The sequence below is a fragment of the Oribacterium sp. WCC10 genome (genome assembly GCF_900113415.1).
In the GTDB taxonomy this organism is placed as follows: Bacteria; Bacillota; Clostridia; order Lachnospirales; family Lachnospiraceae; genus Oribacterium.
Genome location: NZ_FOPH01000001.1, coordinates 136,521 through 156,818, shown reverse-complemented (window position 1 = coordinate 156,818; position 20,298 = coordinate 136,521). Strand labels below are relative to the sequence as shown.

17 protein-coding genes and 1 tRNA gene are annotated in these 20,298 nt (G+C 43.8%); 1 reads left to right on the top strand and 17 read right to left on the bottom strand.

The genetic code is table 11. The annotated features are described in order from the left end of the window. Positions 1-171: 171 nt before the first annotated feature. The 12 genes from rpmF to BM294_RS00515 form a co-directional block, all read right to left on the bottom strand. Entirely contained in the window at positions 172-354 is a 183-nt protein-coding gene (gene rpmF / locus BM294_RS00570) for a 50S ribosomal protein L32 (RefSeq protein WP_091203923.1), read from the bottom strand. A gap of 294 nt (positions 355-648) precedes the next feature. After that, positions 649-1,848 carry an acetate kinase gene (locus tag BM294_RS00565; protein WP_091203921.1) on the bottom strand — a complete coding sequence of 400 codons (1,200 nt, stop codon included), beginning with the start codon at positions 1,846-1,848 and terminating at the stop codon, positions 649-651. A gap of 94 nt (positions 1,849-1,942) precedes the next feature. Next, a complete protein-coding gene (gene pta / locus BM294_RS00560) occupies positions 1,943-2,938 on the bottom strand; it encodes a phosphate acetyltransferase (protein WP_091203919.1) in 996 nt (331 codons plus the stop codon). A gap of 491 nt (positions 2,939-3,429) precedes the next feature. After that, positions 3,430-3,762, bottom strand: coding sequence for a cyclic-di-AMP receptor (locus BM294_RS00555; RefSeq protein WP_091203918.1), 333 nt, complete (start codon positions 3,760-3,762; stop codon positions 3,430-3,432). 159 nt (positions 3,763-3,921) lie between these two features. After that, positions 3,922-5,301, bottom strand: a complete 1,380-nt coding sequence (locus BM294_RS00550; RefSeq protein ID WP_091203916.1) for a tRNA(Met) cytidine acetate ligase — start codon at positions 5,299-5,301, stop codon at positions 3,922-3,924. Positions 5,302-5,752: 451 nt separating this feature from the next. Continuing rightward, a complete protein-coding gene (locus BM294_RS00545) occupies positions 5,753-7,135 on the bottom strand; it encodes a PFL family protein (protein WP_091203915.1) in 1,383 nt (460 codons plus the stop codon). A gap of 51 nt (positions 7,136-7,186) precedes the next feature. Next, positions 7,187-7,462 (bottom strand): ACT domain-containing protein, encoded by a 276-nt coding sequence (locus BM294_RS00540; RefSeq protein ID WP_091203913.1) that lies wholly within the window; start codon positions 7,460-7,462, stop codon positions 7,187-7,189. Between the two features lie 335 nt (positions 7,463-7,797). Next, entirely contained in the window at positions 7,798-8,772 is a 975-nt protein-coding gene (locus BM294_RS00535; protein WP_175494386.1) for an MBL fold metallo-hydrolase, read from the bottom strand. A gap of 166 nt (positions 8,773-8,938) precedes the next feature. Continuing rightward, positions 8,939-9,523: a dephospho-CoA kinase gene (coaE, locus tag BM294_RS00530; RefSeq protein WP_091203910.1), complete on the bottom strand. Its 585-nt coding sequence runs from the start codon at positions 9,521-9,523 to the stop codon at positions 8,939-8,941. 28 nt (positions 9,524-9,551) lie between these two features. After that, positions 9,552-9,959, bottom strand: a complete 408-nt coding sequence (locus tag BM294_RS00525) for a hypothetical protein (RefSeq protein WP_091203909.1) — start codon at positions 9,957-9,959, stop codon at positions 9,552-9,554. 97 nt (positions 9,960-10,056) lie between these two features. Beyond that, positions 10,057-12,933 carry a DNA polymerase I gene (gene polA / locus BM294_RS00520; RefSeq protein WP_091203907.1) on the bottom strand — a complete coding sequence of 959 codons (2,877 nt, stop codon included), beginning with the start codon at positions 12,931-12,933 and terminating at the stop codon, positions 10,057-10,059. Beyond that, a complete protein-coding gene (locus BM294_RS00515; protein ID WP_091203906.1) occupies positions 12,921-13,265 on the bottom strand; it encodes a zf-HC2 domain-containing protein in 345 nt (114 codons plus the stop codon). Before BM294_RS00515 ends, polA begins: the two co-directional genes overlap by 13 nt. A 114-nt stretch (positions 13,266-13,379) precedes the next feature. On the opposite strand from BM294_RS00515, the gene BM294_RS00510 reads away from it, so the two are divergent. After that, positions 13,380-13,461: transfer RNA gene (locus tag BM294_RS00510), tRNA-Leu, on the top strand. 223 nt (positions 13,462-13,684) lie between these two features. Here the strand turns inward: BM294_RS00510 and upp are convergent. The 5 genes from upp to BM294_RS00485 form a co-directional block, all read right to left on the bottom strand. Beyond that, complete coding sequence (gene upp, locus BM294_RS00505) at positions 13,685-14,329, bottom strand: uracil phosphoribosyltransferase (protein WP_091203904.1); 645 nt, start codon at positions 14,327-14,329, stop codon at positions 13,685-13,687. A gap of 57 nt (positions 14,330-14,386) precedes the next feature. Next, positions 14,387-15,064: an LbetaH domain-containing protein gene (locus tag BM294_RS00500; protein ID WP_242944367.1), complete on the bottom strand. Its 678-nt coding sequence runs from the start codon at positions 15,062-15,064 to the stop codon at positions 14,387-14,389. 183 nt (positions 15,065-15,247) lie between these two features. Continuing rightward, a complete protein-coding gene (locus BM294_RS00495; protein WP_091203902.1) occupies positions 15,248-17,251 on the bottom strand; it encodes a DNA topoisomerase in 2,004 nt (667 codons plus the stop codon). A 151-nt stretch (positions 17,252-17,402) separates the two neighbouring features. Next, a complete protein-coding gene (locus tag BM294_RS00490; protein WP_091203901.1) occupies positions 17,403-18,464 on the bottom strand; it encodes an aldose epimerase family protein in 1,062 nt (353 codons plus the stop codon). Positions 18,465-18,705: 241 nt separating this feature from the next. Beyond that, positions 18,706-20,052, bottom strand: coding sequence for an HD-GYP domain-containing protein (locus tag BM294_RS00485; RefSeq protein WP_242944366.1), 1,347 nt, complete (start codon positions 20,050-20,052; stop codon positions 18,706-18,708). Positions 20,053-20,298 lie beyond the last annotated feature (246 nt).

The window sequence follows — 20,298 nt, the reverse complement described above, 5'->3', positions numbered from 1 at the left end:
AAAGTCCCATAAACAACGTATATTTACTTTTGAATATTTAATCCGTTTTATCATCCGTCAAATGTTCAAATATACTGAATCAATAACTGCATATCCTCTTCGAATCCGTATAAATCGAAAAAACTCCGGAGAAAAAATCTCCGGAGTTAAAATTCTTTATTCAAGTTAAGATTAAGCCTCAACCTTAACGATCTCACGCTTGTTGTAAGATCCACATGCCTTGCAGACTCTGTGAGGCATAACAAGCTCACCACACTTAGAACACTTTACAAGGTTCATCTTACCCATCTTCCAGTTAGCTCTTCTTGAATCTCTACGAGCCTTAGATGAATGATTCTTAGGACAAATTGACATACTTACACCTCCTTCGTCATACCGGGTAATTATATCCAAACGGTTATTTTATGTCAAGCGAAACCCAAATGAATTTCGCGATTGCACACTCAAAGTAAAATACCACGTAACATCGATTTTTGCAAGTATTAATTTTGATAATCTTATATATGTATTAATTTTGATAATCTTATATATGAGAGAAATAGACGGGCTTCGTGCTTCGCACCACAAGCCCGTCTTATACATCCCGATCCGGCGGGATAAGTCAGTTTTCATAGAAAAAGAAAACTGCAAAAATTCGATAAAACCTGATTATGCCTCTACAAGACGAAGTGTATCACGAGCGATAGCAAGCTCCTCGTTTGTAGGAATCATGAAGATCTTAACCTTAGAATCATCAGAAGAAATAAGAGCAGCCTTGCCGCGAACGTTATTTCTCTCATCATCAATCTTGGCACCGATGAATCCAAGGTACTTCTCTACGATCTCCTTACGTGTTGCCTTGTCGTTCTCACCAACACCGGCTGTGAAAGTGATAGCATCAACACCGTTCATAGCAGCTGCATATGATCCGATGTACTTGGCAACTCTGTACTGGAATGCCTCGAGAGCAACCTGAGCCATGTGATTACCTTCCTCAGCAGCCTTCTCAACGTCACGGAAGTCTGAAGAAACGCCGGAAAGGCCAAGCACACCTGACTTCTTGTTAAGAATGTTAAGAACCTCATCAACAGAAAGCTTCTCATGGTTAGCGATGAACTGTACTACTGCAGCATCGATATCACCTGAACGTGTTCCCATGATAAGACCCTCAAGCGGAGTAAGACCCATAGATGTATCAACACCCTTTCCGCCGATTGAAGCAGAAATAGATGCACCGTTTCCAAGGTGACAAACGATAACCTTAGCCTTCTCAGGATCGAGGTTACCGAACTTGATTGTCTCATGAGAAACAAAGTTATGAGATGTTCCGTGGAAACCGTAACGACGGATACCGTACTTCTCATAGTACTCTGTAGGAATTGCATAGTAGTATGCCTTCTCAGGAAGAGTCATACCGAATGTTGTATCGAATACAGCAACATTTGGCTTACCCGGTACAACCTTCTCACAAGCCTCGATACCAAGAAGGTTTGCAGGGTTGTGAAGAGGTCCGAGATCAAAGCACTCACGAATGATATCCTTAACTTCCTGATTAACAACGATAGACTCTGTGATCTTCTTTCCTGCATGAAGTACTCTGTGACCGATAGCACCGATCTCATCAACAGACTTAACTACACCGTGTGCAGCATCTGTAAGAGCATCGAATACAAGCTTAACTGCTACACCGTGATCAGGCATAGCTGTCTCAAGCTCAAAGTCATCCTTACCCGGAGCCTTATGTGTAAGCTTTGATCCCTCGATACCGATTCTCTCGCAAAGTCCCTTTGCAAGAACCGACTCATCCTGCATATCGATGAGCTGATACTTGAGTGAAGAAGATCCACAGTTTAAAACAAGAATTTTCATTGGTTTTTCTCCTAAAAAATAAATTACTTATGTAAAGAAACAAACAGGGCCAAGTCCTTAGGGCTCGACCCTGCTATAAACAAAATCAGATCAATTATGCGTTCTGAGCCTGAACAGCTGTCATAGCAACTACTGCTACGATATCATCAGCATAGCAACCTCTTGAAAGGTCGTTAACAGGCATTGAAAGCCCCTGAAGAACAGGACCGTAAGCGCCTGCGTGAGCAAGTCTCTGAACAAGCTTGTAACCGATGTTACCTGCCTCAAGTGAAGGGAATACGAGTGTGTTGGCATGTCCTGCAACCTCACTGCCAGGAGCCTTAAGAGCTGCAACTGTAGGATCAAGAGCCGCATCAAGCTGAAGCTCACCGTCAAGCTTGATCTCCGGGAACTTCTCGTTTGCAATCTTAACAGCCTCTGCTACCTTTGTTACATCATCATGCTTTGCACTGCCCTTTGTTGAGTATGAAAGCATAGCTACCTTTGGCTCTGCGCCAACGAAGCTCTTGAAAGACTCAGCTGAAAGAGCTGCGATCTCTGCAAGCTTCTCAGAATCGAAATCTACGTTTACTGCGCAGTCAGCGAATACGAATGTACCGTTCTCGCCATACTCCTTAGCGTCTGTCTCCATAAGGAAGAAACCTGAAACAGACTTGATGCCGGGCTTTGTCTTAAGAAGCTGAAGAGCCGGTCTGATAGTGTTACCTGTTGAGTGGCATGCGCCTGAAACAACACCATCAGCATCACCGCACTTACACATAAGACATGCATAGTACATATAGTCCTTCTCCATCTGCTCCTGAGCAGACTCAGCAGTAACACCCTTGCTGCCTCTGAGCTCTACGAACTTATCAATGTACTTCTGCTTGTTAGGATCGTTGTAAGGATCTACAACTGTGATACCTGTAAGATCAAATCCTTCACCATTCTTGGCAATTTCGTCAGGAGTTCCGATCAGAACAACGTTAGCGATGCCCTCCTTTGTAATCTTGACAGCAGCCTCGAAGGTTCTCTTGTCCATAGACTCCGGAAGTACGATAGTCTTCTTGTCTGCTTTTGCCTTAGCCTTGATCTCATCAATAATAGCCATTGGTGTCATTCTCCTCTCAATATACACTTATAATATTAATCGCAACACATACGCTTAAGTCCCGTTCGCCGGAACACCGTCTGTATAGCGACAAGTTTATGATTTTACATCAGATTGTGTAAAATGTTTCCTTCGACCCGCAGTCAAATTCAACAATGTATACAATTCGACATACGCAATAATTATACTCTATATACTCCGCCACTCAAGCTTAAGTCAGTTGTTTTTCTGCACAAAATCAAAGACAAAAGACATTTCCGCCTGTCTCTTCGCCAAGGCATCAGAAATGTCTGCATATTGCGCTTCTCAGCCTCATCTTTTCCGAGGAAGCATATCGGCGATTTTCGCTTAAATATAAGTGAATATTGAAATATTGCTGATTTTATACCGAAGGAATCCCCAGCCTGATACTCTATGCGAAGCCCCTGTCTCACGAAGAACCCCTGTGTCCCCCAACAAAAACTTCAAGGGAAACTGATCAATCAATATCCTCAGTATTTTTCGAATCTTTCAAGATTCACCACCATGACCGTAGCTCCGCCTATCTCTACAGGAACCGGCATAGTTGAATAGCTGTTCATGGATGTGCCCGAAACATACGGCATATTGACTGTGATCTTCTGGCGTTTTCCGCACTCCGCCTTGATGATATCGATGCACTCGTCAACTCTCTCGTCATCGGTTGCTATCATAAGTGTAGAATTGCCCTTTCTCAAAAAGCCGCCTGTACTGGCAAGCTTGGTAACCTGATAGTGCGCACCGTTCAGCGCATCCATAACATCGTCTTCATTGTCATTACGTACTATCGCATAAATCAACTTCATATATGTATCTGCCTCCGAAAAATCAAAAACAGGATAATGTTTTCACATGATGCCCTATCACATCCCTGCCTTCTTCTGGTCAAATCACACTGCACGCGTTACATCGGAAGAAAACGTCAATACATGTTTTATGACTCTTACATCAAATAATAGCACAAATCAGCCATCGACAACTATAAATTTTTGTGCAAATTCATTGCCGCAGCTTATGGACGACGTCTCATCTTTGCCATGACTGTATAGCTGGTTGTATATATCAGCCGCATACATATCCTGATTGAACATGATCTCCGCATGAGAAGCATTGATACTCAAAATAAGTTCTTCGGGTGTCTCAATAGTCTCTTTTCTGCGAACGGCTTCAAGCTGCTTCTTATATTTTGCCGGAGATGTCACAACCGAAGTTTTTATCACTCCCAGAATGTCCCTGGCAGATTTTTTCACACCAAGCACCCTTACATATGGCATGACATCCGCAGAACCGAAAAATCTGCCCCTCAGTACTCGAGAATCTTTCTTATGTATATCAAGGACAATATGGAGAAGCGCTCTCGATATACGTGTATAAGTATAATTTTTCGACTTTATTTCCCGTATCCTTTCTGAAAATGTCAGCCTGTCATGTACCTGTTTTTTCAAAGCATCCGCAATTTCTCTCGATACATCAAGATATTCCATAAATGACGACGGCTGTTCAGGATCCATCTGATCCACATAGTACAGCTGTATAAGTCTGTATCCAAGCATTTCTGAAAGCATGTCCGGTTCGGCGTAGGAGCCGTACTCTCTTTCCGTCTCTTCGCCTGCCCTTATGGCATCGCGTATACTATGGGCACTTTCATACTGCATATTTCGGCGAATGCAGTCGACACGGAAGCAATCACCCTGCCGTTTTACCGCCTTAATATATTCAACCCCCAGTATATCGTTCGGTTTAAGTCTGGCCGCCTCTGCTCTGACCGAAAGCTTTTCATCAGAATTCCGGGTTTCTCCATCATGAATGATGTCTGCTTTACATACATCATCAAGCATTTTCTCGAAGGCGTTTTCATCATCGCCTGTCAGAACGAGCCGGACAGCTTCTGCCCTTGCCTTTGCATAACTCATGCCGGCAGCGACATTGTCACGGATAGCGGCATTCAGCTTTGCATTATCCTTGCTTCCGGTATCAAGTTCTATATCCGCAATCCGTTTAAGAACCTCAAGATCTCCGGATTCCGAGCCGAATAGTATGGTATCTACGATTCCAAGCGACCTGAGAACCGCAACACCTCCTGCCGCAAAATCCTCAGCGGATGAGGTGGAGAATATCTCCGGTATCTGAACCACCATGTCCACTCCGCCATAAAGTGCATCCCATGTTCTCTCGTATTTATCAAATATCGCAGGCTCGCCTCTTTGAACAAAATCTCCGGACATGGCAGCCACTATGTAGCAGTCGCCGTATCTGAGCCTTATGCTGTTCACGAGATAACGATGACCTTCATGGAAGGGATTGAATTCAGTCACTATTCCGATTACATTTTTTTCGTTAAACATATGTCCTCTGTTTTAATATACCGAAATACAGGAAGCGTCTTAATGCATGGCGAAAAAATCCGACCCGTGTCAGGATTTTCCACGATAAATGCCTTGCACTTTACTATTTCGGCATAAAATGGGTGTTTCATTACTATACTCCAAAAAAGAGGATATTTCATCCATCTTAAAAAACCAAAAACTTAGTAGAGACATGCGCAGGTTCAATGAATCCTACCAAAAAAGAGTCACACCTTTACAGATGCAACTCTTTCTATCTCATATCTCAGACCAAATCCGGACAAAAAACATAAGCATACTTTTATGCAGGACGCTGTGTGTCTGTAACACATTCTTAATGTCAGCCGAAATATATTCCTCATATTCCCATGTTAATCACAGAGATATAATTCCGGATTATCTAATTGTTTATTTGCTTCAAAAACGCATCACAGGAAAAGTAAATGCCTCTTTAATTCTTGAAGCTGTGAATAGGCGCCGGAATACGTCCCTTACGGCTTATAAACTCTGAACAGTCAAAGTTGTTTACCGCCATTACGGGGGCATGTCCGAGAAGACCTCCGAAATCAACGTGATCTCCCACCTTCTTGCCGTAAGCAGGAATAACTCTTACCGCTGTAGTCTTCTGGTTAACCATACCGAGGGCCGCCTCGTCAGCGATCATTCCGGAAATGGTCGATGCCGCTGTATCTCCCGGGATAGCGATCATATCAAGTCCCACAGAGCAAACGCATGTCATGGCCTCAAGCTTCTCGATGTTGAGTGCTCCGGCCTCTACAGCATTGATCATGCCCTGATCCTCTGATACAGGAATGAATGCTCCGCTGAGTCCACCGACTGAACTTGATGCCATGATTCCGCCCTTCTTGACCTGATCGTTAAGCATGGCAAGAGCTGCAGTTGTTCCCGGTGCTCCAACCTTCTCAAGTCCCATAAGTTCGAGGATATCAGCAACAGAATCTCCGATTGCCGGAGTAGGTGCAAGAGAAAGATCGATGATTCCGAACGGCACTCCGAGTCTTCTTGATGCCTCCTTGGCGACAAGCTGTCCAACTCTTGTTATCTTAAATGCCGTCTTCTTGATGAGTTCTGAAAGCTCCTCAAAATCAAGACCCTTTGCATTGAGAAGCGCATCACGTACAACGCCCGGTCCCGAAACGCCGACATTAAGGATACAGTCAGTCTCGGATACACCGTGAAAAGCTCCGGCCATGAAAGGATTATCGTCAGGAGCATTGCAGAATACAACAAGTTTTGAACACGCAGAAGAATCTGTATCTTTGGTAAGCTCTGCCGCCTCCTTGATCATCTCTCCCATAAGCTTTACTGCATCCATATTGATACCGGTCTTTGTGGACCCAAGGTTCACTGATGAGCAGACGATATCTGTTTCAGCAAGAGCTCTGGGAATGGCTCTCATGAGCATCTCATCCGCCGGAGACATGCCCTTCTGACAAATCGCAGAAAAACCACCGAGGAAATTGACACCTACAGCCTTTGCAGCCTTGTCAAGAGTATGCGCTACCTTTACGAAATCATCTATAGACTTGCAGGCACTACCACCTGCGATTGCAATCGGAGTTACCGAAATCCTCTTGTTTACTATAGGAACTCCATAGTCCTTTGAGATTTCTTCGCCTGTCTTTACCAGGTCTCTGGCATACTTAGTTATCTTCTTATATATATTGTCGCAGAATGTATCAACATCCTGTGCCGCGCAGTCCAAAAGACCGATACCCATAGTTATGGTACGGACATCGAGATTGTTGTGCTCGATCATATTGTTGGTCTCTGATACCTCTACAGCATTTACAACGTCATTTAAAATCGCCATATATTCTCCTTTATTTCATTGATGCTGTGCCGCTTTCCTACATTTCAGAAATCAGATTCTGTGCATCATTGTGAAAATCTCCTCAAGCTGCATCTTGATATCTACACCTACGCGGTCCTTTCCGTACTGCGCAAGCTCCCCTGCAACTTTATCAAAAGGATCCTTAACTCCGGAGACATCGACGATCATCATCATGTTGAAAAATCCGCCTGTTATGGTCTGTGAAATATCCAGAATATTGATATTTGCCTCTGAAAGAAATGTACATACCTTCGCAATGATACCTACGCTGTCCTTGCCAACAACGGTAATAATCGCCTTTTTCATAAGTCCTCCTAAGTTTTATAGCTGATCAAAAATGCTTTGAGTCATAAAATCGATACCGGTCCTATTCACGTTATATCCGCCCGGCATAAACCGTAAAGTCAGCGTCGAAGACGCCGCCTCAATACAGCAGAACCATTCGCAGGGAAAGTACTGACTTATGACACTCATCTCATATAATATAAAAATAAAGCAGGGAAATACAAGCGCTATCTTGTATTTTCCTGCTCCTATTTTAATTATAATCACCTTTGGTTATCGCAAAGATAACACAGTGAGTTTTTCGTAACTATTACCCGGTGCATGAGGAGGTTCGAGCCGAAGGATGAAAAATATCACTAGAGTTCAATAATTTCAGAAATCCTGTCTCTATGAGCCACGGTAATGTCTATCTCCTTCGCTTTATGCTCCGAATCAGATCCGTCTATCTCCTTCTGTACCGTTTTAAGAGCCAGATCCGGAAGGTTATTTTCCTTACTGAGATGTCCGAGAAAAACGTGCTTCACATGACTGCTGAGAATCGAATCCAAAAGTCGTCCGCAATTGTCATTGCTCAGATGTCCATGATCGCTTAGTATTCGTCTCTTCAAAGAAACGGGATATGGACCTGTGCTAAGCATCCGGATATCATGGTTTGATTCAATGACCATGGCATCCAGATCCATAAGATGGGATGCGATATAGTCATCATAATGGCCAAGATCCGTTGCAACTGCAACTTTTTTGACCGACCTGTTCTTTTCCAGCGCCCTCGCAAAAGACTCAGGATCCATACCCGCTTTCAGTTCTGTTACGAAACCTTTTTCAGCTTCTCCGTCATTTACGGCTTCATTCTGACAAACCGGAAATTCATAATCTGTCACTGCCTTTTTCGAACCGAAAGGTTCCTCTTCATCCGACCGATCGCAAGTTTCGATTCTGTATCCCAGAGGGTCTGCCGCATCATGATAAATACTGAATGGCAATACACTGAGATCACCTATACCTATCCTTTTGTCCGGAATGATAGGAAACAGTTTCTCATGAGAAAAGTCTCCCAAAGTCCTGTTGAGCATCACTTCTCTGAGGGTTCCAAGAGTACCATATACAGGTATATCGTACTTTCGGGAAATAGTCCCAACCGCTCTGATATGATCTATATGCTCATGTGTCAAAAAGATAGCATTAACATCGGAAAGATCCAGATCCAGCTCATGAAGCCCGGTATTAACTGCTTTCATATTGACCCCCACATCAACAAGGATATGGGTGTTTTCTGTTCCTATGTATGTGCAGTTTCCGCTGGAACCGCTGGCAATGCTGGTAAATCTCATATATAAAAAATCCTTTAAATCTTTAGTCATGCAATGGCATTGCACACGAATATGTGCATTAACGCTATCCGGCGAATACAAAAGTACCAGTCAAGCATTTCTGTAATGATCGAGACTTTGTGACTCATCCCAGCCCGAAAGTCATTCCGCCGCAAAAGGACGTCCATCATGAACATTCAGCAGTCATGTGAGCCATTATTGTACTAACCGTTTCCTGAGGTGTACCGCTATTGTCAATGACAAAACCTGCCATCTCCGAATACTCCTCATCGCTGATTTGCGAAAGAATCATATCACGAGCCTTTTTTTCTGTATAGCCCCTTGTTTTCATAAGCCTCTCCACCCTGACTTCTTCATCGGTGCATACTGCCCAGATTTCATCGCATAAAGTCCGGAAACTATCATTCGGCAATGCTGTCTCCACCACAACGTCACCTTTCGCCATAGCCACTTCCCTGCCAACATAATCCCATACAGCGGGATGAACAATGCCATCAACCCGTTCACGAAGTTCCTCACTCTCGCTTCCATAGAGCTTTGCGGCGAATGTCTTTATATCAGCACTTCCGTCTTCCTTTTCTATATCGTTTCCCAGCAACTCCTTGAGTTTTTCAAACACCGGATTACCCGAAACGTAAAAGGATTTCGCAATATCATCGGTTTTCAGGACTTTATAGCCATATTTCTTTCTCAGCGTTTCAAGTACCGTTGATTTTCCGGCACCTACACCGCCAATAACTCCTATCACCATTAAGATCACCCCAAAAACTTATATATAATCATCCCAAGTCCTTCCAGTCTCTCCATGAGTATGCTGCTTCACCCCAGTCTACAGACTGTTTCTCGGCATTAAGCCACTCCAGACCTTCCGTCACACCATCTTCCGTGAAATCAAGTTCCTTGAAATGTTTCTTTTCCTCGGGTGTTTTCTCGAATGAAAACGGCTCCGGCCAGGTCCAGACCCCGAGAGTAAAACGATCCTTTGTGGGATTCATGTTTTTTTCTCCCGTCTTTTTATCCACAGGATAATCTGCCTCTCCGGCCTCTATCTTTTTCAAAAGTTCTGTATCAGGATCATGATATACGATTTTTGACATACGGTAACGCATACCTTCAGAAGAGCCGGTATAGCTCTCCTTCTTCAAAAATCCTATATGCATGATATCTGTTTTTTCAATCAGTTTCATCTCAATATATCCCTTTTGCCCCGGATCATAATACGGGCGCCTTTGTATGTCTCAGCTGATCAAAGAAGCTGACGCCAATGAATCACTTAACGGTATGTCAGTGCGCCTCATCCCAGTTGGTTCCAACGCTTGCATCTGCCACCAGAAGCACCTGAAGATCAACAGCATTCTGCATCTTTTCAATGAGAAGTGCCTTAACCTGATCCTTCTCTTCAAGAGGTGCCTCTATCAGAAGTTCATCATGGACCTGTACAACGATCCTTGCCTTATATCCGCCCTCACGAAGTGCTCTGTCAACATCATTCATGGCTTTCTTCATGATATCCGCGGCAGAACCCTGAATAGGACTGTTCATGGCAACTCTCTCGCTGAATGATCTTCGCATGAAGTTGGAAGCATTGATATCCGGCACGGGTCTGCGTCTTCCGAATACCGTCTTTATGTAGCCGTTCTTTCTGGCAAACTCTACCTCGCCGTCAAGATACTTCTTAACATCGGGATATGTCTCAAAATATCTCTCAATATACTCTTTGGCCTCCGCTCTGCTTATAGACAGACCTTCACTGAGTCCAAAGGCGGAAATACCGTAGACTATGCCAAAGTTAACAGCCTTGGCATTTCTTCTCTGCTGATCGGTCACTTCCTCAAGCGGAATATGGAATACCTGTGAAGCTGTAACCGCGTGAATATCTCTTGCATCCTTATATGCTGCGATAAGTTTCGGGTCACCGGACAGAGAAGCCAGGATTCTCAGTTCAACCTGTGAGTAATCCGCATCAATGAAAATGCATCCGTCCTTAGGCACAAATACCTTTCTGAATCTTCTGCCAAGTTCAGTTCTGATCGGAATATTCTGAAGATTCGGATTGGTTGACGATATACGTCCTGTGGCAGTAACCATCTGATTGAACTCACCGTGAATACGGCCATCCTCTCTGATGAACCCGAGAAGTCCCTCCGCATAAGTCGAATTCAGCTTGCTGAGTGTACGATATTCCTGTATATCACGGACTATCCTGTTATCCTCTGCCAGCTTATCGAGCACATCGGCAGCTGTGGAATATCCGGACTTTGTTTTCTTTCCTCCCTTGAGGCCAAGCTTCTCAAAGAGAATCTCACCAAGCTGCTTAGGAGAATTGATATTGAACTCCTCACCTGCCTGTTCATAGATTTTTGCCTGAAGCTCATCAATACCCGTTCTCAGTTCCTCTCCAAACCTAAGAAGTGCTTCCTTATCAACACGGATACCCTCCTTCTGCATATAATAAAGGGTATAGATAAGAGGCATCTCAATGTCTCTGTAGAGCTCCATCTCTGAAAGTTCAGAAAGCTTCTCCATGACAGAATCAGCTGCATCGCGGGAAATTATGGCAGTATAAGCCGCCATGATCTCTTCTACAGTCTCAGCCGACTTACTTCCTAATGCTGCATTATCCGTCTTCTCTCCTGATTCCGAAGAAGAACCCGTTCCTTTCCTGCCTGAGCCCTTACCTGCAGCTTTCTCTGCCTTGAACCTGTCTCTCAGTTCCTTTTCCGAAGGTAATGTCAATGACACAAAATCTCTCGCAATATCCTCATATGTATAGGTATCCTTCAAAGGATTCACAACATAAGCCGCAAGAGCAAGATCATATATATGGCTGTCCGGTGTGAATTCACACTCATAAAGCTGCTGTTTGAGATTTATGGTATAAAGCTTAACCCCATCCTTAACGGAAAGCTCCTTAAGCTCATTACTCCAGTCAAATCCATGGAATCTATAGTATCTCTCACCTGAAAGAGCAAAATAAAGCTCTGTTTCGTCTGCATTTCCCACGGAATCTGCATTAGCATCATCTGCATCGGGATCAGCGAGCATCATCTCCATCTGACCTGTCTGATTCTCAGTGACTCCTTCCTTTTTAACAATGAAAAAGCCCGCAGAACCTTCACTTGCAGCGTCCTTGAACGCTATCTTCGCCATGTACGGATCGGTTACGTCCTTGATCTTTCCGAGGTCGATGCTTTCCTTCGCAGTCATATCAAGGGATGTGACATCAAAACGCTTTATAAGTGATTTAAGCTCCAGATTCTTGATAAGTTCAAATGCTTCTTCATTGAACATGTCAGAAACCTTTGCATCGTCATAAGAAAAATCTATAGGCGAATCAATGTTTATGGTAGCAAGAGTCTTTGACATCTGAGCCGACTCCCACTCGTCCAAAAGCATCTCTGCAGCCTTCGGTTTACGCGGAACCTTAAACTCAGGATCACCGGAAAGTGCCGCCTCGTGAGCAGCCTCGATATTGTGATACTTTTGTATGATCCACTCTGCAGACTTAGGACCAAGGCCGGCAACTCCCGGAATGTTATCCGAAGTATCTCCCATAAGCGCCTTAAGGTCAATGAATTCCAGCGGAGTAACCCCCCACTCATTCTTCACATCCTCAGGATAATAGGTTTCAGCAGTGGTTACTCCCTTGGAGGTTTTAGGAAGATATATCTTGATATGTTCATCACTTAATTGCAGAAGATCCCTGTCTCCGGAAACGATGGTAACATCTGCACCATAAGCCTGGGCCCGCTTTGCAACTGTTCCCAGAAGGTCATCCGCCTCATATCCTCCCATTTTAAGAAGCGGAATATGCATGGCAGTAAGAACCTCCTGAATAACAGGAATCTGCTCATGAAGTTCTGATGGCATCGGCTTTCTCGTACCCTTGTAGCCCTCAAACATTTTGTGACGGAATGTCGGCTCATGAACATCAAATGCAACAGCCAGATGATCTGCCTGTTCCTCATCAAGCACCTTGAAAAGGATGTTCAAAAATCCATAAACCGCATTGGTATGAAGCCCCTGTGAGTTTGTAAGTTCAGGTATACCGTAAAATGCACGGGACATTATGCTGTGACCGTCTATAAGTAAAAGTTTATCTGACAAAATAAATCTCCTCGTTAAATAATAAAAAAAGCCGCGCAAAATCAGAGCAGCCATATCCTCATCTGCATAATGAAAATAATAAGAACCGCCCAGAATACTATGGTGTCAACAGACATGGCCATAACCTTTATGACAAACAGTCGAAGCAGATAAAATCTGGATTCGGTCATTTGTCTTTTTAAAGCGCCGTCGATATCAAGATCCGAATCAGAATCTTCATCCGAATCCAGCTCTGCAACACCGCTGTATACCATATGAGTGATACGCATTTCTTCCATGCATGCATCACACTTGGAAACATGTTCAATGAATTCCTTAAGTTCCGCATCCGGCAGCTTGTTTTTCAGATAATCATATATTCTTTTTCGCGCTTCAAGACATGTCATAATAATAATGGATTGTCAATATAGATACCGAATCTCTCCGTACTTTACGTTTACACCGATATCAAATATTCGACTTGAAAACCTTTCGATAATATGCTACTTTAGATAGGTCAGGCCGCCATGGCGGAATTGGCAGACGCACGCGACTCAAAATCGCGCGGTTTTTACCATGCCGGTTCAAGTCCGGCTGGCGGCAGGCATGAAGTGGATCGGGTTTCCCGGTTCACTTCTTTTTTTGATGTAAATCATGTATCATGACAGATACTCATCCTCTGATATGTTCCGGTAATGCTTATAAAGATAAACAGCCATCTCAAAGAGCAATAGAATTGAGTATTCTGCTTTATTGAATGAGTCGCCCGACAAATGAATCATGCTATAAAAGTAGGGAGCATTTGCCCCCTACTTTTTTAATTCCATTACTTTGTTCCGAAGATACGATCTCCCGCATCACCGAGACCTGGGCAGATATAGGCATTCTCATTGAGACATCTGTCAACATTTCCAACATATACCTGTACATCAGGATGCGCAGCAACAAGCTTCTTGATCCCCTCAGGAGCGGCGATGATACAGATAAACTTGATCTTCTTTCCGCCGTGACGCTTGATCTGTGTGATAGCATCAACCGCAGAACCACCGGTAGCAAGCATAGGATCACAAACTACGATCTGACGCTCCTCGATAGGATTCGGAAGCTTGCAGAAATACTCTACAGGCTGATGTGTTGTCTCATCTCTGTACAGACCGATATGACCGATCTTTGCACTTGGAACAAGTGCTGTAAGACCTGACACCATTCCAAGACCTGCTCTAAGGATAGGAACGATGGCAAGCTTTCTTCCTGCAAGCATCTTTACGCTTGCTCTCTCGATCGGTGTGTCGAGCTCAACATACTTTGTAGGAAGATCATGAAGAGCCTCAAATCCCATAAGCATGGCAATCTCTTCAACAAGCTGTCTGAACTCATTTGTTCCTGTTGACTTCTCACGAAGAAGTGAGATCTTATGTGTAAGCAAAGGGTGGTCAAGAACTGTTACATTTGGTCCGAAATTGTTTTCCATTTAGTACTCCTTATAAATAATTTCTAAAAATATTCCGATATGCGAGTCGTATGTCCATCAGTCTTCTGTCTTCTTCACGATGTCATCTTTTGACTTATAGATAGAATCTGAATCAATGCATCCTCTTACAGAACTGAGCGGATAAATATTGGTATTTCTTCCGATGACTGTACCGGGATTAAGAACCGATCCACAGCCTACTTCTACATGGTCGCTGAGCATGGCACCAAACTTCTTAAGTCCCGTCTCGATATCTCCGTCCTCAGCATGCACTAAAACCAGTTTCTTGTCTGACTTGACATTGGATGTAAGTGATGCTGCACCCATGTGTGACTTGTAGCCAAGAATTGAATCTCCTACATAATTATAGTGCGGTGTCTGAACTCCGTCAAAAATGATAACATTTTTGAGTTCACAGGAATTGCCGATGACGCAACCCTTTCCGGCAATGATATTGCCTCTCAAAAAGGCACACTGCCTGACCTCAGTCTCCGGCCCTATGATGATATACTCTGCGAAATACGCAGAATCGAAGACCTTGGCTGTCTTGTGAATCCATACATTAGGCTTTACCTCATCATACTCGTCCTTCGGAAGAGTTGGTCCGTATGATGCAATAAAGTCATGAATCTTCGGCAGCACCTCCCATGGATATGTACATCCGGAAAATGCCTCACCCGCTTCTGTATATTGAAGGTCATACATGGCCTCAATAGTCATATCACTCTTTTTCACTTTATTCTCCTATCACTGTCAGCTCAACAGTATCACATAAAAAGCTGATTTTTTCAACATACTTTGTTGTATTTATAAGCAGTATTTTCTATATGGAAACGCTGATTAAAGCATTTCTCTGGCCGGTTTTTCCCAAAAAGAATCACGCAGCTTTGGGGGCTCACATGAACCGCAAAAAACATTTTACATCGATCGTATCTTTTCGGTCTTCTCTCTGACAAACTGCTCAAGCTTATCCATATATTCCCTCTCGGAAATCTTGCCTTCTGCAACGGAACTCAAGCCCATCTCCCAGGATGCGGTAAGTTTCGGATTAAGCAGATGCGGTATGGAGATTTTCACATAATATGCTATATGTTCTCCAAGCTCTGTGGGTGTCAGAACCTGAGTCTTTTTCTGAAGTGACACATACTTGTCATCCACAAGCTTTGTAAGTATACCTGCACGTGTCGCACTCGTGCCTATTCCCGCTCCCTTTATCTGAGCGCGCAGATCCTCATCCTCTATGAGATTACCTGCATTTTCCATGGCAAGTATCATAGAGCCTGAAGTATATCTCTTGGGCGGAGAGGTCTCACCCTCCTTTACCTGAAGTGTCAGTAGATTTATCTTCTGCCCCTTCTTAAGTTTAAGAAGAGCTTCACTCAGGCGGCCATCCTTGTCGCCTGCATCTTCCGTATCCGCCTCACCGTCAGGCTGCCCGTCACCTGAAACACCACCCGCATTGCCATCCGCCGCTTTTACCGTGTCTTTTTTAACATTGGCAACCTTAAGGTAGCCCTCTTCCTTCATAGCTCTGGTTCCGGCTGTGAAGTTCTCGTCATTGCAGTTTATGGACAGAGCAATCCTCTGGTACACGGCAGGCGGATAAAAGATAGCAAGAAATCTTCTGCAAATCAACTCATATACCTTTTTTGAAAGAGGCTTTAGTGATTGATACTCCCTTTGCCCCTGACCGGTAGGAATGATTGCATAGTGATCCGCAATCTTCTTGTCATCCACATATCGGGTTTTCCCAATGTTCCTGTAGGAGCCACTCTCAAGTATCTCCCGGGCACATTCCGAAACCGGTTCATAGTCGGAAAGCCCCTTTATATTCTTTCCTATCTCCTTTGATACAGCCGTAGAAAGTACTCTTGCATCAGTTCTCGGATAGGTTGTGAGTTTCTTTTCATACAGTTCCTGAGCGATAGCCAATGTTTCGTCCGGACTTATCTTGAACATCTTTGAGCAGTCGTTCTGAAGCTCTGCGAGGTTATATAAAAGCGGCGGATTCTTGGTTTCCTTCTTCTTTTCAATCCCGGTAACCACTGCTTCCCTCGGAAACGGCATGAAGCTCTTCATAAACTCCACTGCACGTCCCTGCTTGAGAAATCCTTTACCGTCATAGATCTCGGTAGGCGCATACTTCTTTGAGCCCTCTGTTTCCTTCCAGTCTGCAGTTACTCTTGCACCTTCCCCGATATCAAAGTCTCCCAATATCCTGTAGAAGGTTGTCTTCTGAAAAGCCCTTATCTCCTGTTCACGTTTGACTATCATACCAAGGACACAGGTCATGACACGGCCCACCGCCACTACCATCTTGTCCTTTCGATCCATATTGAGCTCACGCCTGATACGGTTACTGTACTTAAGTGATAATGCACGGCTGAAATTTATGCCCATGAGATAATCCTCTTTGGCACGGGAAAATGCCGCGGCCGAAAGATTGTCATAGGCACTGTCCGGTTTTGCCTCTCTGATACCTCTGAGTATCTCCTCGTTGGTCTGGGAATCTATCCAGACTCTCTTTTTCTCCTTTGATTCCGGCACCTTTGCCATCATCTCCACAAGTCTATAGATATATTCTCCCTCGCGGGCACTATCGGTGCAGACATATATGGTGTCGACATCTTCTCGATTAAGCTGCTTTGACACAACCTCAAACTGCTTTTTCGTACTCTTTCCGACTTCGTATCTCCACTCGGAATCTGCCGGAATAAAGGGTAATGTATCGAAACTCCACTTCTTCAAGGACTCGTCATAAGCCTCCGGGTAGGACAACTGTACCAGATGTCCCACACACCAGGTTATGACATAATTCTCATCCTCCAGAAATCCGTCGCCTCTTCTGACGCTCTTCATGCCGAGCGCCTGGGAGAACTGCTGCGCAACGGAGGGTTTCTCCGCAATAAATAACTTCTTCAATAAAACCTCTCTAAAACCCGGTTACTATTCAGTGTTTGATCAGGAAAAATCAGGATGTGCACCTGCCATAATGTTCACATCCCCCGGCACACATCCCCTCAATCTCCTGTTTCTATCCGGCTATATCCACCTCACCGAACTGTAACTTCAATTACTTTGCTTCCCACTTGTATATCGTGGTGGTGTCATATTCCTCACCAACTTTGACTACAGATGTCGGCCAGTCTGCCTTATGTATGCAGTCGGGATAATGCTGAGTCTCAAAGCAGTATCCGTGGCGAGGTCCGAAATGAACTCCGCCCTTTCCGGCAAAGTCAGATGCCATATAGTTTCCTGTATAGAACTGCATTCCCTCAAGATCAGTGTAGACTGACATCTTTATACCCGACTTTGCGGAAAAAGCTGTGGCAACAAGTCTTACGCTGCCGTCAAAGTCATTAAGAACCCAGTTATGGTCGAAACCGCCGGCAAACTTAAGCTGGTCGAAGTCTGTTCCGATATCTCTTCTGATAGGCTTAGGTGTTGTGAAGTCCATAGGTGTTCCCTGAACTGAAGCTATATCACCATAAGGTATGGACTGCTCATTGGCCGGAGTAAAACGGTCTGCATTGATCCACACGATCTGATCGGTTGCATCTCCTCCATCATATCCGTCAAGATTGAAATATGCATGATTTGTCATATTGAAAACAGTGTCCTGATCAGCAACACCGGTATAATGAATGCTGAGACTGTCGTCCTCTGACAATGTATATGTCACTGACACTTCAGCAGTTCCAGGGAATCCCTGATCACCGTCAGGTGATGTAAGCGAGAACATCACATAGCTGCCAAGGCCTGCATTATCATACTCTGCTTTCCAGATTCTGGTTCTCCAGTAATCAAGACCTGAATGAAGGCTGTTGACACCTTTATCATTCTTCTGAAGTTCATAAGTCTTACCGTTTATCTCAAAAGAAGCGCCGCCTATACGATTCGCGTTTCTTCCTACAGGTTCTCCCATGTGTCCCGGATTCCTGAGAAGCATATCAACATCATCAACGCCGAGAACCACATCTCTCTTGTTTCCTTCTTTATCCTTTACAACCATGGTAAGCCAGATTCCGCCAAGATCGGTAAAGCTCGCCTCCGTTCCGTTGCCATTGATCAATGTATATCTCTTTACTTCTGTTCCGTCCTGAAGCTTTCCAAGAACTGATTCCTTTACTGCCATTTCAACACCCTCCAATCATTCAGGGAACGTCAGCCTGTCTTAACCCCCAAGGTTAACGTATCACATCAGGCTTCTAAAAAAGCCTGTGTATCCCACAATTTGCTCCGATCATTATACAACAAAATCCCCCCTCAGAGTAGGGGGATTTATCACATCATACTTATCCGTCTCACTTGCCTCGTTCCGCATTTTTCATCAGATTCAATCATCAATAATGCGGCAGAATTGATCACAATCAAAATCACTCTTTCATTTTATAGTCTTTATCCTCATCTATCATATGAAGCATGATTTCAGCAAAGACCGGATCGAACTGCGTTCCGGCACCCTTTTCGATGATATCTCTCACTGTCTTCTGAGGCAAAGGGTCTCTGTAACTTCTCTTCGACGTCATGGCATCATAGGAATCCGCCACCGCAATAATTCTTGCCATTTCAGGGATATCTTCGCCACAGATTTTGTTCGGATACCCTTTTCCGTCATATCTTTCATGATGAAAATGTGCGCCTACACATAAGTATGGCGATGTACTGATAGTTGAAAGTATCTGGGCTCCGATAGTCGGATGAGTCATTATCACTCTACGTTCCTCAGCCGTGAGACTGTCTCCTTTGGTAAGAATGGAATCAGAAATGCCTATTTTTCCGACATCATGCAAAAGTGCGGCATAATATATCTTCTTGCAGTCTCCATCGGATTTACCTGCTTTCTGTGCTATGGCAACCGCATAATCCGCCACACGTTTTGAATGTCCGTGGGTATATCTGTCCTTTGCATCGATAGCACTTACAAGTGCAGATGCCGTCTGTTCAAACATACTCTGCAAATGTCTCTGCTCATCACGAAGCATTTTGATTTCAAGTTCTTTTGCTCCCTCAGCTTTTTCATTCATATCTATCAACGAAAAAACATAGAGCAGCATACAGATACCGACTGTTGACAGATTTGTCAAAGAAAGTCCATAGGAAAAGGCCTGAATAACCGTAGCTATAACGGGAACACTGGCGAAAAGAAACAATGCAATATACATTCTCCTGCTTATAATATGCCTTATTCTCGTAACAACCACCAGCTGAACGATCAGAACCACAAGCGGCACAATATAACACACTATCATACCTATATTGCGATGATAGATGTTATGTTCGTCAATAGTATAGTAAAATCCCGTAAACTGTGAAATGACCAGCAGAATATCTCCAAACATCAATACAAGCTCATTTATATTAAGCAGTCTCTCGATATTTTGAGTATCTACTTTGCGATTATCCTCGTTCTCATTTGATATGGTAATCTTCAAAAAATGATTGAACCCATGAATTATAGCGAGGCTTAACATGAAAACAAAAAAATTGCTGAGTCTCACCATTATATATCCAAGTCTCGAAGTATCGCCTCTGTAAATATATGCCAGTCTGTCAAAAAGCAATAGGAAAAAGGAACCGCTTTCAAGAAACAAAAGCGTATGTCTGCGTCTGCGAGGAATGGACTTCGAGATGAGAACCATAACAACAAGCGCACCACATACCCCATTCATAAACAGTATGAGGTCTAACTGATGCTGTATAAGAAAATCTTTGACTGCCATAGTCATCCTACCGTCCTCCACCGAACTTTATTAAATTCTATTATATCATACCATGATTTAACATTACACACTTCCGTTAATACACTTCCGCAAAGCAAAAAAGATTGCAACCGTTCAACCGGAGGCTATGCAGGTTTAAGCCTAAGGGCATCCTTTTTTGTACTTTAAACCGAGTAAGAAATGAATCGAAATAAGACGGCTCAGGAGGTTGATTTCAGATTTTTACAGCAAGGACGACCCGTATAA